This is a genomic window from Streptococcus sp. Marseille-Q5855, from assembly GCF_946901985.1.
Taxonomy (GTDB): domain Bacteria; phylum Bacillota; class Bacilli; order Lactobacillales; family Streptococcaceae; genus Streptococcus.
Genome location: NZ_CAMPPR010000006.1, coordinates 21,796 through 36,227, shown reverse-complemented (window position 1 = coordinate 36,227; position 14,432 = coordinate 21,796). Strand labels below are relative to the sequence as shown.

The following is a 14,432-nucleotide window of genomic DNA, read 5'->3' as shown; positions in this document are numbered from 1 at the left end:
CTAGTCGGAAACTAGCTAGAATAGTAGTTGAAAGAGCAACGGTGAAAGCCGTTGCTCTTTTTGATATTTTTTCGTATTTCATAAACATTTCATATTTGGGTTTTATAATAGTCTTACAAATATGGAGGTGACAAATGAATCCAATCCAAAGAGCTTGGGCTTATGTCAGCAGAAAACGACTGAGAAGTTTTATTTTATTTCTGATTTTATTGGTCCTATTGGCCGGAATTTCAGCTTGTTTGACTCTGATGAAGTCCAACAAAACAGTGGAAACCAATCTTTACAAATCACTCAATACCTCTTTTTCTATTAAGAAGATAGAAAATGGTCAGACCTTCAAGTTGTCAGACCTAGCATCTGTAAGCAAGATTAAGGGACTGGAAAATGTTTCTCCTGAACTGGAGACGGTCGCAAAACTAAAAGACAAGGAAGCGGTGAGTGGTGAGCAGAGTGTAGAACGTGATGATTTGTCAACTGCGGACAAGAACTTGGTTAGCTTAACGGCTCTTGAAGATTCATCCAAGGATGTGACCTTTACCAGTTCGGCTTTCAATCTAAAAGAAGGGCGACATCTTCAAAAAGGAGATTCCAAGAAAATCATCATCCACGAAGAGTTGGCTAAGAAGAACGGTCTTTCCCTTCATGATAAGATTAGCTTGGATGCTGGACAGTCCGAATCTGGGAAAGGACAAACTGTCGAGTTTGAAATCGTCGGAATCTTCTCTGGTAAAAAACAGGAGAAATTCACAGGCTTGTCTTCTGACTTCAGTGAAAATCAAGTCTTTACAGACTATGACAGTAGCCAAACTCTTTTGGGAAATAGTGAACCGCAAGTCAGTGCAGCGCGCTTCTATGTAGAAAATCCTAAGGAAATGGACGGACTCATGGAGCAGGTAGAAAACTTGGCCTTGGAAAATCAAGGCTATCAAGTCGAAAAGGAAAACAAGGCTTTTGAACAAATCAAAGACTCAGTTGCAACCTTCCAAACCTTTCTGACCATCTTCCTTTATGGAATGTTGATAGCAGGAGCCGGAGCCTTAATTCTTGTTTTGTCTCTCTGGTTGAGAGAAAGGGTCTACGAAGTGGGAATTTTACTGGCACTTGGAAAAGGCAAGAGCTCGATCTTCCTACAGTTCTGTTTGGAGGTAGTTTTGGTATCTCTCGGTGCCTTGCTTCCAGCATTTGTTGCAGGAAACGCCATCACATCTTACCTACTCCAAACACTACTAGCAAGTGGAGAACAGGCAAGCTTACAAGACACGCTAGCTAAAGCAAGCAGTTTATCAACCAGCATCCTATCTTTTGCAGAATCCTATGTCTTTCTGTTATTGATTAGTTGCTTATCTGTAGCCCTTTGTTTCCTATTTTTATTTAGAAAATCGCCGAAAGAAATTTTATCATCTATTAGTTAAGAAGGAGAAATCATGACTTTATTACAATTGCAAGATCTTACCTATCGTTATAAGAACACTGCTGAAGCAGTCCTATATCAGATCAATTATCATTTTGAACCCGGGAAATTTTACAGTATTATTGGGGAGTCAGGAGCAGGGAAATCCACTCTCTTGTCCCTCCTTGCCGGTCTTGACAGTCCTGTTGAAGGTTCGATTCTTTTTCAGGGAGAGGATATTCGTAAGAAGGGCTATTCTTACCATCGTATGCACCATATTTCCTTGGTTTTTCAAAATTATAACTTGATAGATTATCTTTCTCCACTGGAAAATATCCGCTTGGTTAACAAAAAGGCAAGCAAGGATACACTGCTTGAGCTTGGTTTGGATGAAAGTCAGATCAAGCGGAATGTTCTCCAGTTATCAGGTGGTCAACAACAACGTGTTGCCATTGCTCGTAGTTTGGTCTCAGAAGCTCCAGTTATTCTAGCTGATGAGCCAACGGGAAATCTGGACCCTAAAACTGCTGGAGATATTGTCGAACTGCTCAAATCACTTGCCCAGAAAACAGGTAAATGTGTCATCGTCGTAACCCACAGCAAAGAAGTGGCACAAGCGTCAGATATTACACTTGAATTGAAGGACAAGAAACTGACTGAAACTCGCAATACTACTAAATAATATGAGCTTTTTCTGTTAGAACTATAAAATAGAACAACATCTAGAAAGGGAACCTATGTTACACAATGCATTTGCCTATGTTACAAGGAAGTTTTTCAAATCGATTGTCATCTTCCTGATTATTCTCCTCATGGCGAGCTTGAGTTTGGTCGGCTTGTCGATCAAGGGAGCTACTGCCAAGGCTTCTCAGGAGACTTTTAAAAATATCACCAACAGCTTCTCCATGCAAATCAATCGTCGCGTCAATCAAGGAACGCCACGTGGTGCTGGGAATATTAAAGGTGAAGATATCAAAAAAATCACCGAAAATAAGGCCATCGAGTCTTATGTTAAACGCATCAACGCTATCGGAGATTTGACTGGCTATGAACTTATCGAAACTCCAGAAACCAAGAAAAATCTGACACCTGACCGTGCCAAACATTTTGGAAGTAGTTTGATGATTACAGGTGTCAATGACTCTTCCAAAGAAGACAAGTTTGTATCTGGTTCTTATAAGTTGGTCGAAGGTGAGCACCTAACCAACGATGACAAGGATAAGATTCTTATGCACAAGGACTTGGCAGCCAAACACGGCTGGAAAGTCGGAGATAAGGTCAAACTAGACTCCAATGTCTACGATGCAGACAATGAAAAAGGGGCCAAGGAAACAGTCGAAGTGACAATCAAGGGTCTCTTTGATGGCCACAATAAGTCGGCAGTAACTTACTCACAAGAGCTTTACGAAAATACAGCTATCACAGACATTCACACTGCTGCAAAACTTTATGGATACACAGAAGACACAGCTATTTATGGGGACGCAACCTTCTTTGTAACAGCGGATAAAAACTTGGATGATGTCATGAAAGAGTTGAATGGCATCAGTGGTATCAACTGGAAGAGCTACACACTTGTGAAGAGCTCCTCTAACTACCCAGCTCTTGAGCAATCCATCTCTGGTATGTACAAGATGGCCAACCTCCTCTTCTGGGGTAGCTTGAGCTTCTCAGTTCTTCTCCTTGCTCTCTTGCTTAGCCTTTGGATTAACGCCCGTCGCAAGGAAGTGGGAATTCTCCTCTCTATCGGCCTCAAGCAGGCAAGTATCTTGGGTCAATTCATCACCGAATCTATCTTGATTGCTATCCCTGCTCTCGTTTCTGCTTACTTCCTAGCTAATTACACTGCCCGTACAATTGGGAACACTGTCCTTGCCAATGTGACTTCAGGTGTTGCCAAACAGGCTAGTAAGGCGGCTCAAGCCTCTAACCTTGGTGGTGGTGCAGAAGTAGATGGCTTTAGCAAGACCTTATCGAGCCTAGACATTTCTATTCAGACATCAGATTTTATCATCGTCTTTGTCCTTGCCTTGGTTCTAGTGGTGGCCGTTATGGCGCTTGCTTCAAGCAATCTCCTTAGAAAACAACCAAAAGAGCTTTTGCTGGATGGTGAATAATACGGATGCTAGACTGAAAAATGAGGCTAGCAACTGAAAGTTTTAAAATGATACATGAAGCAGAAAGCAGTGGTGAAAATCATTGCTTTCAGTTGCTTTCTTTGTACTTTAGTGTTAAATATGATATACTAAAGTTATGGAATTTATTAGAAAGGGGTTTCGCAACTTATATATGGAATTGTGCATAAAAATCTATAGATAAATCTGTAGAAGCCTATCCATATCGCAAACATAGGCTAGTAGACCTAGGCAGGGTCTACTTTGGAAAATATAGAATAGTGAGGAAAAATAAACATTATGAGACAAACAAATGTTAGAGGAAGCTTGTCCCTCCGTGGTTTTAGAAAATTGAGAACTGGTGCAATTGTTGCGACAGGTGTGATTCTACTGGGTCTGGGCTTTTTAGCTCCAACTGTGTCAGCCAGTGAACAAGATGGCGTCTGGGTAGCCAGAACAGTTGAGGAAGTGAAAGCTGACCTTCAAAAAGAAGGTGATTTATTTAAGTATGTCATTAAGTGGGGAGATACATTAAGTGTTATCAGCGAAGCAAGCAATATCCCGGTAGATGTACTCCAAGAAATGAATCAAGCTTCAGGTAAGAATTTATTCTTACCACACAATGAATTGTATTTTACTGAAGCTGAAACGGTTTCAGATACAGTCACAAAACACAAGATTGTCATCAAAGAAAGTGGTGCAAGTGGCGAAGTTCGCACTTACGAAGTCTTGCTCAAGAAAGATCAGGAAACAAAAGCTGTTACCTTTGAATTAACAGATGTCACTGAGAAAGTTGAAAAAATGGCTGTGAACTATAGCCCAGTCTATCAGCCTGTATCAGCTCCAGTAGTGGAAAGAGCGGAAGAATCAGGTGAAGAGCCTGCCTCAGAAACATCAGCAGAGACAAGCCCAGAAGTTAAAGAAGAAACAGAAGCTCCAGTAGCGCCGAAAGTAGAAGACGCAGCGACTACCCCAGCACCAAAAGAAACAGCACCAGAAGCACCAAAAGAAACAGCGCCAGTGGTAGAGGAAGGCACTTCAGGAGAACAAGATCAACCAGCAGAAGAAACCCCAGCACCATCAAAACCAGAAAGCCCAGCTTCAACAGAAGAAGTAGCAAAGGAAGCTGAAGGAACAGAGCCAGAGATGGTAACACCAGCTGAACCAAAAGCAGAAACTCCAGCAGAATCAACTGAATCAAAAGCAACAGAGCCAGAGGTAGCAAAACCAGCTGAATCAAACGCAGAAGCTGCAACAGAATCAACAGAAGCTTCAGGAACTTCAGCAGAAACAACACCTAAAGAAGCTGCAACAGAAGAAAAAGCAGAAATGCCGAAAGTTGAAGAGCCAGCGCCAGCGGTAGAGGGTACAACTGCAGGAGAACAAGGTCAACCAGTAGAAGAAAACCCAGCACCAAAAGAATCAGGAGAAGAAGGTAAAGCGGAGGATTCAGTTTCTTCAACTGAATCTTCATCAACTGCCTCTGAAGGTGAGTCAACAGTTACACAACCATCTGTAGAATCAGGAACAGATTCTACATCGGAAGCTGAAGGAAAAACATCTGAGGAATCAGGAACACAAGCTCCAGCAGAATCAGCTACAGCATCAAAAGAAACAGATTCAACTTCAGAAAAAGAAGTTGAAGAATCAGGAGCAACAGGAAAAGAAGCGAAAGAAACTGAAGAAAAACTAGCTCCAAAAGAAGATTCAACATCAGGAGATGAAGGTAACGTCGAAACATCAAATAATCCATCAACAGGTGCTACAACTAGTACTGATTCAGGTGGATCCACTACGGTAACAGACGCTACTCCTTCAAATGATGAAACTACAGAACAATCAGGAAGTTCAGCTCCGAAAGCAGAAGTTTCAGAAACACCAGTGGTAGAGGGTACAACTTCGGAAAATAAAGAAGAACAACCAGCTCCAAAAGAAGTGGGAACAACAGCAGGAGATGAAGGAAAAGAAGCTGAAGAATCAGGAACAGAAGCAAATACAACTCCAAAGGAAGATACACCTGAAGGAACAGTGGATTCAGCAGCAGGGGAAGAAGGTAAAGACTCGAAAGCAGAAGGTCCAGAGACATCTGAACTAACAGAACCAGAACCAGCGCCTTCAGTATCCGAAAGCGCAAATGAAGATAATACTGTGGCAGAAGGCACAACTTCAAGTGAAGCAGGTAATACAGATAAAACTTCTGTTGGTGAGACAGGAAAACAAGATAGCGCAACAAATGCACCGTCAGCTGATTCTAAAGAAGAAGCGGTAACAACACCAGAAGCAACAGAAAAAGAAGTAAAAGCAGAAGAGTCAGCAGAACCAGGAACATCTGCAACTGTGGAATCAGTACCGCCTTCAACAGAATCAGTGGCAAATGGAGCTGAGGGAACAGAAGCAAACCCAGCACCAAAAGAAAATGTCACAGAAGGAACAGAAGTGAAGGAAGATGAAGAAAAAGAAACAGGGGGGACTTCAGAACCAACAGAAGGAGCTACAGGAGTAGCAGAGGAATCAACTGAACCGAAAGATAGTGTAGAATCAGCACCTAAAGAATCTACAACTGAAGGAAAAGAGTCAGCAGAAGCAGGAACAACAGCGCCAGCGCAACCAGAAGAAGGTAACGCCGAAACAACAAATAATCCATCAACAGGCGCTACAACTAGTGCTAATTCAGCTGACTCAAGTCCATCAACTGAATCAACAGCTACAGAAGGAACAACTGATACAACGGGAAATACTTCAAATAATTCATCAACAGACGCTATAACTGATGGCGATTCAGTCGATTCAACTTCTCAAGGAGAAAAACCTCAAGCCGATGAACCAGCTGTAGAACATCAAGATTCAGAGCAGTCTTTAAAGAAAGAAACTGAAGACAGTAATAAAGATGCGATTGACGACCAAAAGAAAGAAACTGAAGAAAATATTAAAAATAGTAATTTAAGTGAGGAGCGGAAAACACAAGCACTTGAAAAAGTAGAACAACTTACTGAAGAGTATCACAAGAAGCTTGCTGAAGAAAACGATACGGAGAAACAAGCAGCTCTTGTAGATGAATATCGTGATAAATTAAATGAAATTGAGACACCAGGTGTAACTTATGAAAGTCCTGATTTCAAGAAACCAATCGAAAGCCATGCTGGCGGAACAACTATTGATGAAAATAGTACAGTAGCAAACAGCGCACTAACTTCTAGCAATCCATCTTCTCAGCCGTCCTCATCTGAAGACTCATCATAAACACAACCTGCGGCAACGTCAGACAGTTCTACAACTGGTAACTCAGGATTCCGAAGTGCAGGAACTTACCAACCTCGAGTAACTCGTCGTCGGAGAAGTATTGAGGAACCTCAAAACACAGTTTCACTTTATTATAATTTTGATGGTATGAAAGATATTCCAGGTTTCTTTGGTGATCCTGGTGAAGACAATACTGTTACGATTCCTGCTGGAACAAGTAAAGAACGGGCAAAAGAATTAGTTGAAGCAAAAATTCAAGCCAAGATAAAAGACCTAGCTGCTAGAGGGTATCAAGTAAAAAATGAGATAGTATTTGAGGAAGATACGGATGTTAAGAATTATAACTACGTAGTCACTTTCACTAAGCAAACTACAGGAACTACAGGGTTCAGAATGGCTCCGGCAGTTCAACCACGCGCTAGCAGAAATCGTAGAAGTCTAGAACAGCCAGCTCCTCAAAAGGTCAAAGTCAATGTTTTTTATAACTTTGATCAAATGAAAGATATTGCAGGTTTCCTAGGAGCTATCAATGAAACTCCTCTTGAAGTCGCAGCTGGTTCAACAGATGATGAAGTAAAAGTAGCAGTCAAGAACCAAGTTGATGCCAAGAAAGAGGAATTACGTAAACGTGGTTATACTGTTAAAGAAGACTATCTCTATAAAAACAATGGGAAAGATTATAACTACGTCTTAACATTTTCAAAAACCAAATAACCTTCATTCCACAGGGAGTGAAATGCAAGCAGAGAGAGCGATAGGCTCTCTTTGTTTTATCTAGTGGTCAGTTGTTTACAGACAAAAGGCCAGCAAGAGACTATAATAGAAAATAGAGTAGGTAGTTATTCTAAGAAAAATAAAAAATAGAGAGCAGTTAAAGTATGAAAATTTTAATTGTAGAAGATGAAGAAATGATCCGCGAGGGGATCAGTGACTATTTGACAGATTGTGGCTATGAAACCATTGAGGCGGCGGACGGTCAAGAAGCCTTAGAAAAATTTTCAAGCTATGAGGTAGCCTTGGTTTTACTGGATATCCAGATGCCCAAGCTTAATGGCCTAGAAGTCCTAGCTGAGATTCGCAAAAGCAGCCAAGTCCCTGTCTTGATGTTAACAGCCTTTCAGGATGAGGAATACAAGATGAGTGCCTTTGCCTCTCTGGCAGATGGCTATCTGGAAAAGCCCTTCTCCCTCTCCCTCTTAAAAGTGAGGGTGGACGCGATTTTCAAGCGCTATTACGATACAGGACGAATTTTCTCTTATAAGGATGCCAAGGTGGATTTTGAAAGTTACAGTGCCAGCCTAGCAGGTGAGGAAGTAGCTATCAATGCCAAAGAGTTGGAAATTCTTGATTATTTGGTTAAAAATGAAGGACGAGCCTTGACTCGTTCTCAGATAATCGATGCCGTCTGGAAAGCGACAGATGAGGTTCCCTTTGACCGTGTCATTGATGTTTATATCAAGGAATTGCGGAAAAAACTAGACCTGGACTGCATCCTCACTGTGCGCAATGTTGGTTATAAATTGGAGCGAAAATGAAACGAACAGGTTTATTTACAAAGATATTTATCTATACCTTCTCGATTTTTAGTGTTCTGGTTATCTGCCTTCATTTAGCTATTTATTTTCTTTTTCCTTCGACTTATCTGAGCCACCGTCAAGAAACTATTGGTCAGAAAGCGACAGCCATTGCCCGGTCACTCGAAGGAAAGGATAGGCAGAGTATAGAGAAAGTGTTAGACCTATATTCCCAGACCAGTGAGATTAAGGGGGCGGTCAAGGGAGAGATGACCGAGGACAAGTTAGAAGTCAAGGACAGTCTTCCTCTGGACACGGACCGTCAAACCACTTCGCTCTTTATTGAGGAGCGCGAGGTGACAACGCAGGACGGTGGTACTATGACTCTCCAGTTTCTAGTTTCCATGGATTTGCAAAAAGAAGCAGAGCAGATCAGTCTCCAGTTTCTTCCCTATACCTTGCTGGCATCCTTTCTGATTTCCCTCTTGGTGGCCTATATCTATGCTCGGACTATCGTTGCCCCGATTTTGGAAATCAAGCGGGTGACCCGACGGATGATGGAACTAGATACCCAAGTGCGATTGCGAGTGGATTCTAGAGATGAGATTGGTGATCTCAAGGAACAAATCAATAGCCTTTACCAGCATCTTTTGACTGTCATTGCGGACTTGCATGACAAGAATGAAGCCATTCTCCAGCTGGAAAAGATGAAGGTCGAATTTTTGCGAGGGGCTTCTCATGAATTGAAAACACCGCTGGCTAGTTTGAAAATCCTGATCGAAAACATGAAAGAAAATGTCGGTCGTTATAAGGATAGAGACCGCTATCTGGGAGTTGCCTTAGGAATTGTGGATGAGCTCAATCACCACGTTCTCCAGATACTTTCTCTCTCGTCTGTGCAGGAATTGCGAGATGATAGGGAACAAATTGACTTACACCAGATGACGCAAAGTCTGGTCAAGGATTATGCCTTACTAGCCAAAGAAAGAGAACTCCAGATAGACAATAGTTTAACCCATCAGCAGGCTTATCTAAACCCATCAGTTATGAAGTTGATTCTTTCTAACCTCATCAGTAATGCTATCAAGCACTCTGTTCCAGGCGGCTTGGTTCGCATTGGAGAGAGAGAAGGGGAACTTTTTATAGAAAATAGCTGTAGCTCAGAAGAACAAGAAAAACTGGCCCAATCTTTTTCTGATAATGCTAGTCGCAAGGCCAAAGGGTCTGGGATGGGGCTCTTTGTGGTTAAGAGTCTATTAGAACATGAAAAATTAGCTTATCGTTTCGAGGTGCAGGAGAATCGTTTGACTTTCTTCATAGCTTTTCCAAAAGTCGCCCAAGACTAGGGATAGAAAGGGTTTACATAGATGAAGCTAGAAGAAATTCAATCGAAACTGCGGGAAAAACTAGATTTTTTTGTCAAAAAGTGATAAAATGAACAATGTAAATGGGATGACCCATAAAAATATACAGGAGGCCTGATAAAATGGCAATCGTTTCAGCAGAAAAATTTGTCCAAGCAGCTCGTGACAACGGTTATGCAGTTGGTGGATTTAACACAAACAACCTTGAGTGGACTCAAGCTATCTTGCGCGCAGCAGAAGCTAAAAAAGCTCCAGTTTTGATCCAAACTTCAATGGGTGCTGCTAAATACATGGGTGGTTACAAAGTTGCTCGCAACTTGATCGCTAACCTTGTTGAATCAATGGGGATCACTGTACCAGTAGCTATCCACCTTGACCACGGTCACTACGAAGATGCACTTGAGTGTATCGAAGTTGGTTACACTTCAATCATGTTTGACGGTTCACACCTTCCAGTTGAAGAAAACCTTAAATTGGCTAAAGAAGTTGTTGAAAAAGCACACGCTAAAGGTATCTCAGTAGAAGCTGAAGTTGGTACTATCGGTGGTGAAGAAGACGGAATCATCGGTAAAGGTGAATTGGCTCCAATCGAAGACGCTAAAGCAATGGTTGAAACTGGTATTGACTTCTTGGCAGCTGGTATCGGTAACATCCACGGTCCTTACCCAGCAAACTGGGAAGGTCTTGACCTTGACCACTTGCAAAAATTGACAGAAGCTCTTCCAGGATTCCCAATCGTATTGCACGGTGGATCAGGTATTCCTGATGAGCAAATCCAAGCAGCTATCAAACTTGGTGTTGCGAAAGTTAACGTTAACACTGAATGCCAAATCGCATTCGCTAACGCAACTCGTAAATTTGCTCGTGACTACGAAGCAAACGAAGCAGAATACGATAAGAAAAAACTCTTCGACCCACGTAAATTCTTGGCTGACGGTGTAAAAGCTATCCAAGCATCAGTTGAAGAACGTATCGACGTATTCGGTTCAGAAGGTAAAGCATAATCTAGCTGATAATACAGATGAAACCTGCCCATTGGGTGGGTTTTTTGTGTTTTAAGTTGCCCGTTTTGGTATAGTCAACTGAAACTAGACTAGCACAATGCTGCTTCTATAACATTTTGAAACTGGAATAGGACGCCATGACTGCTAAAAGATTTCTGTAAATTCATTTGATTTTCCTAATCAATTTGTTCGTATCCTATTTCATTCCACTATAAAACATTCTTATCAATTGATTTGAATGCCAAAATTCCATCGCTCCGGTCTTATTTTATCTGGCTATAAAAAACTCTCCTAGAATTCTCAGGAGAGTATGAGTAATTATTTGAACTTGAATCCTTCGTAAATAAGCTCTGTTTTTGGATTTTGTTTCTTAATCTGTTTGGCAAGTGACTTCATCATAGAAAGAGGACCACACATATAGACGCTTGCATGTTTGGGCACTTTTTCTTGATCAAAATTAAGATAGCCGTCTTTCCTACTGTCTACTAGATGGAGTTCAAAATTAGGGTTTTTCTGAGCATAGTCACGGAGCAAATCTAGGTAGACTGCATTTTCATCTCCACGGAAGCTATAGTAGAAGTGAACCTGTTTATCTAAAATAGGATGTTCACGGATGTAAGAGATGAAGGGGGTTATTCCAATGCCTCCAGCAATCCAAATCTGATTTTCTCGTCCTTCTTCTATGATCATGTGTCCGTAAGCTCTGTCTACGCTTACTTTGCTGCCGACTTGAAGATTGTCATAGATATTCTTGGTATGGTCGCCTGAATTTTTAACAGTAAAGTAGAGAGTTTGACCATGACCTCCTGAGATAGAAAAGGGATGCGGAGCACTTTCAAAGCCTTCTTGGAAAATCTTTAGGAAGGCAAATTGTCCTGCTTGATAGTTGAAAGGTCTGCTAAGATGGATTTGAATTTCTCTAGTATCGTGGTTTAAGCGTTTGAGATTGGTAATTTTCCCTAGATAGGGGAAGGAAATTTTTTGATATAGAAAAATGATATAAAAACCAGCTAGCAAGCCTAAAAGGGCATAGCTACCAACAAGAAAACTTAGAGGATTAAATGTGAGGAGGCGATTGCCCATCATCATGTAGACATGAAAGAGTCCAAAAATATAAGCTAAGTAAACCAGACGATGAATCCATCGCCAAGCTTCGTATTGGATGTATTTGCCTAAATAGGCGACCAGGATGATACTGACAAAGATATAGATGGCAAGGTTGCCAAACTGAGCAGCTAAGCGAGAGCCCCACAAACCGCCCATACTAAAGTTATGAAAGATGAGTAGGATGATGGATAGAAAGGATGTGAATTTGTGGACGGTGTAGACCTTCTCCAAACCGTGAAACCAGTTTTCTAGTAGTGGGAGACGAGTGGCTAGGATAAAAGTCAGAGATAAGCTTGTTAAAGCTAGTCCTGGAATCATGAATTGGGGAGAAGTGTTCATCCAAGTCAACATAGTCAAGATAAAACTAGCTGTGATAAAGAGTAGTCCTTTGATTGATTTCATAGAAAATTCCATTTCATTTAGATTTGATTTGTTGTAAATGAATTTGTTACATTTTATCATAGAAAAAGTATGGTGTCAAATCTAGGTGTGTAAATCTCTGTTCACATCAAAAAACTCTCCAATTGAACTGGAGAGTGGCTGTTTATTCTGCTGCTTGTTGCCAACGTTTGGCTAGCATATGAGACAGGCTAGAAATGGCTAGGTTAAAGCTGAAGTAGATGAGGGCAATCAGGATATACAGACTGAAGACTTGCTCTGGTTCGAAATAACGGCCCATGAGAATTTGGCTGGCTCCAAAGAGTTCTTGTAGGGCGATAACAGAGTAGAGAAGACTGGTATCCTTAATCACGGTTACAAACTGAGAAATGATGGCTGGCAGCATTTTACGGATTGCTTGTGGGAGAATGATGTAGTAGAGGATTTGGGCTGAAGTAAATCCTTGTGACATTCCTGCTTCGTACTGCCCCTTATCCACAGCATTGAGACCGCCTCGAATAATCTCAGCTAGGGCTGCTGATGTAAAGAGTGTGAAGGCAGTGATTCCTGCTGGAGTGGATTTCATCTTGAAAACTAAAAAGATAGTAAAGATCCAGAGAAGGTTGGGAACGTTGCGCACAAATTCGATATAAATGCTGGAGATGATGCGCAAGACAGGATTTTTGCCATTTCTCATGACAGCTAGCACCGTACCGATAAGGGTAGAGAGGACGATAGCAATCAGAGAAATGTCGAGGGTCAAGCCAAATCCTTTAAAGATAAAGACTAGGTTATCTGGGGTTAAAACTTCTAAAATGGATTCCATAGTAACCTCCTAAAGTGAATAGGCTTTTTTGTTGGCTTGCTCCATCTTGCGACCAAACTGGGCAACAGGGAAGCAAAGAGAGAAGTAGAGAAGGGCAGCTCCTAGAAAGGCTGGGATATAGTTTCCGTTAAGTGCTGACCAAGACTTGGTCACAAACATCAAGTCTACTCCAGAGATGATAGCAACTGTCGAGGTATTCTTGATGAGGTTGACGATTTGATTGGTCAAAGGAGGGAGAATGATACGGAAGGCTTGAGGTAAGATAATCAAGCGCATGGCGCTGATATAGGTAAAACCTTGCGACAAGGCGGCCTCCATCTGACCGTTAGGAATAGACTGAATCCCTGAGCGAATCACCTCAGCGATATAGGCGCCATGATAGAGTCCCACGCAGAGAACAGCCGTCCAATAAATCGGAATCATGATGATATGGTCACTGATAAGAGGTAGGCCATAAAAAACGATAACAAACTGCACCAAGAGGGGAGTGTTTTGGTAAAATTCCACAAATATGCGAGCCAAAATGCGCAAAATTGGACGTTTACTAGTTGACATGGCTCCAAAGAAGAGGCCTAAGACCATGGCTAGGATAAAAGATCCGATAGCTAGTGCAAGAGTGAAGAGGAAACCATTGAAAAATTGTCCAAAATCCTGAAAATAGGCTGTCCAAGATGATAAATCTGTCATGGGGTATCCTCCTTAATCTGCAGTATGGCTAGATGGTTTGAGCTTGTAACGGTCATAAAGTTTCTGCAAACTACCATCCTTGCTCCATTTAGTAACCAAGTTATCAAGATAGTCGTTGAGTTCGGTATTTGATTTCTTGGTAACGATACCGTAGTCAGATGGCTTGAAACTATCATCTAGTAGCACTGTGCGCTTGCTGATGTAGCCAGACAGAATCGAGCGGTCAACGGAAAAGGCATCGATACGATGAGCGTGTAGGGAAGTAATCAATTCTGGGTAGGAACCAAGTTCGACGAATTTAAACTTCAGACCTTTCTTTTTACCCAGTTCAGTAATCAGGCGTTGGGTGATAGAACCTTGGGCGACTCCGATAGTTTTGCCGTTTAGGTCCTCAATCTTTTTGATTTTGGCAGATTTATTGACCAAAAAGCCAGAAGCATCTGTGTAGTAGGGGCTGGTAAAGTTGTAGAGTTTTTTGCGTTCGTCTGTGATGGTAAAGGTTGCGATATCCATATCGACCTGTTCATTGTCTAGGAGTGGTCCGCGAGTTTGCGCTGTAACAGGTACATAGCGAACCTTGACCTTGAGCTCGTCAGCTACCATTTTGGCCAAGTCCGTTTCGATACCAGAATAGGTCCCTGTCTTGGGATCCTTGTAACCGAAATTGGGAACGTCTTGTTTGACACCGACAACCAGTTCGCCTCTTTTTTGAATATCTGCGACAGTGGTATCAGCCTGAACTGGTTTTGTAGCAGCAAGGCCGAAAAGGCTAATCAATAATGCGGATAAAAAGAATTTCTTTTTCATA

The 14,432-nt window shown here is 41.7% G+C and carries 12 protein-coding genes; 8 read left to right on the top strand and 4 right to left on the bottom strand.

Translation table 11 applies throughout. The features are described 5' to 3' along the window. The first annotated feature begins 134 nt into the window (after positions 1-134). The 8 genes from OC529_RS06715 (at position 135) to OC529_RS06680 (ending at position 10,626) form a co-directional block, all read left to right on the top strand. Entirely contained in the window at positions 135-1,412 is a 1,278-nt protein-coding gene (locus tag OC529_RS06715; RefSeq protein ID WP_262081789.1) for an ABC transporter permease, read from the top strand. A 12-nt stretch (positions 1,413-1,424) separates the two neighbouring features. Continuing rightward, positions 1,425-2,072 carry an ABC transporter ATP-binding subunit Vex2 gene (vex2, locus tag OC529_RS06710; protein WP_049512209.1) on the top strand — a complete coding sequence of 216 codons (648 nt, stop codon included), beginning with the start codon at positions 1,425-1,427 and terminating at the stop codon, positions 2,070-2,072. 55 nt (positions 2,073-2,127) lie between these two features. Next, positions 2,128-3,507, top strand: a complete 1,380-nt coding sequence (vex3, locus tag OC529_RS06705) for an ABC transporter permease subunit Vex3 (protein ID WP_262081788.1) — start codon at positions 2,128-2,130, stop codon at positions 3,505-3,507. 297 nt (positions 3,508-3,804) lie between these two features. Then, positions 3,805-6,744 (top strand): hypothetical protein, encoded by a 2,940-nt coding sequence (locus OC529_RS06700; protein WP_262081787.1) that lies wholly within the window; start codon positions 3,805-3,807, stop codon positions 6,742-6,744. Between the two features lie 147 nt (positions 6,745-6,891). After that, entirely contained in the window at positions 6,892-7,458 is a 567-nt protein-coding gene (locus OC529_RS06695; protein ID WP_262081786.1) for a hypothetical protein, read from the top strand. A gap of 164 nt (positions 7,459-7,622) precedes the next feature. Beyond that, positions 7,623-8,279 carry a response regulator transcription factor VncR gene (gene vncR / locus OC529_RS06690; RefSeq protein ID WP_173219999.1) on the top strand — a complete coding sequence of 219 codons (657 nt, stop codon included), beginning with the start codon at positions 7,623-7,625 and terminating at the stop codon, positions 8,277-8,279. Then, positions 8,276-9,604, top strand: coding sequence for a sensor histidine kinase VncS (gene vncS / locus OC529_RS06685; protein ID WP_262081785.1), 1,329 nt, complete (start codon positions 8,276-8,278; stop codon positions 9,602-9,604). The genes vncR and vncS overlap by 4 nt, the downstream gene beginning before the upstream one ends. 140 nt (positions 9,605-9,744) lie before the next feature. Then, positions 9,745-10,626, top strand: a complete 882-nt coding sequence (locus OC529_RS06680) for a class II fructose-bisphosphate aldolase (RefSeq protein WP_001019001.1) — start codon at positions 9,745-9,747, stop codon at positions 10,624-10,626. 318 nt (positions 10,627-10,944) lie between these two features. Here OC529_RS06680 and OC529_RS06675 read toward each other — a convergent pair whose 3' ends face one another. The 4 genes from OC529_RS06675 to OC529_RS06660 all read right to left on the bottom strand — a co-directional run bounded on the left by OC529_RS06675 (position 10,945) and on the right by OC529_RS06660 (position 14,431). Next, positions 10,945-12,135, bottom strand: a complete 1,191-nt coding sequence (locus OC529_RS06675) for an oxidoreductase (RefSeq protein WP_262081784.1) — start codon at positions 12,133-12,135, stop codon at positions 10,945-10,947. Positions 12,136-12,277: 142 nt separating this feature from the next. Then, entirely contained in the window at positions 12,278-12,937 is a 660-nt protein-coding gene (locus OC529_RS06670; RefSeq protein ID WP_262081783.1) for an amino acid ABC transporter permease, read from the bottom strand. Positions 12,938-12,946: 9 nt separating this feature from the next. Further along, a complete protein-coding gene (locus OC529_RS06665; protein WP_262081782.1) occupies positions 12,947-13,624 on the bottom strand; it encodes an amino acid ABC transporter permease in 678 nt (225 codons plus the stop codon). 12 nt (positions 13,625-13,636) lie between these two features. Beyond that, the gene (locus OC529_RS06660; protein ID WP_262081781.1) at positions 13,637-14,431 is read right to left on the bottom strand and encodes a transporter substrate-binding domain-containing protein; all 795 of its coding nucleotides are present in this window, start codon (positions 14,429-14,431) and stop codon (positions 13,637-13,639) included. Between the last annotated feature and the right edge of the window lies 1 nt (position 14,432).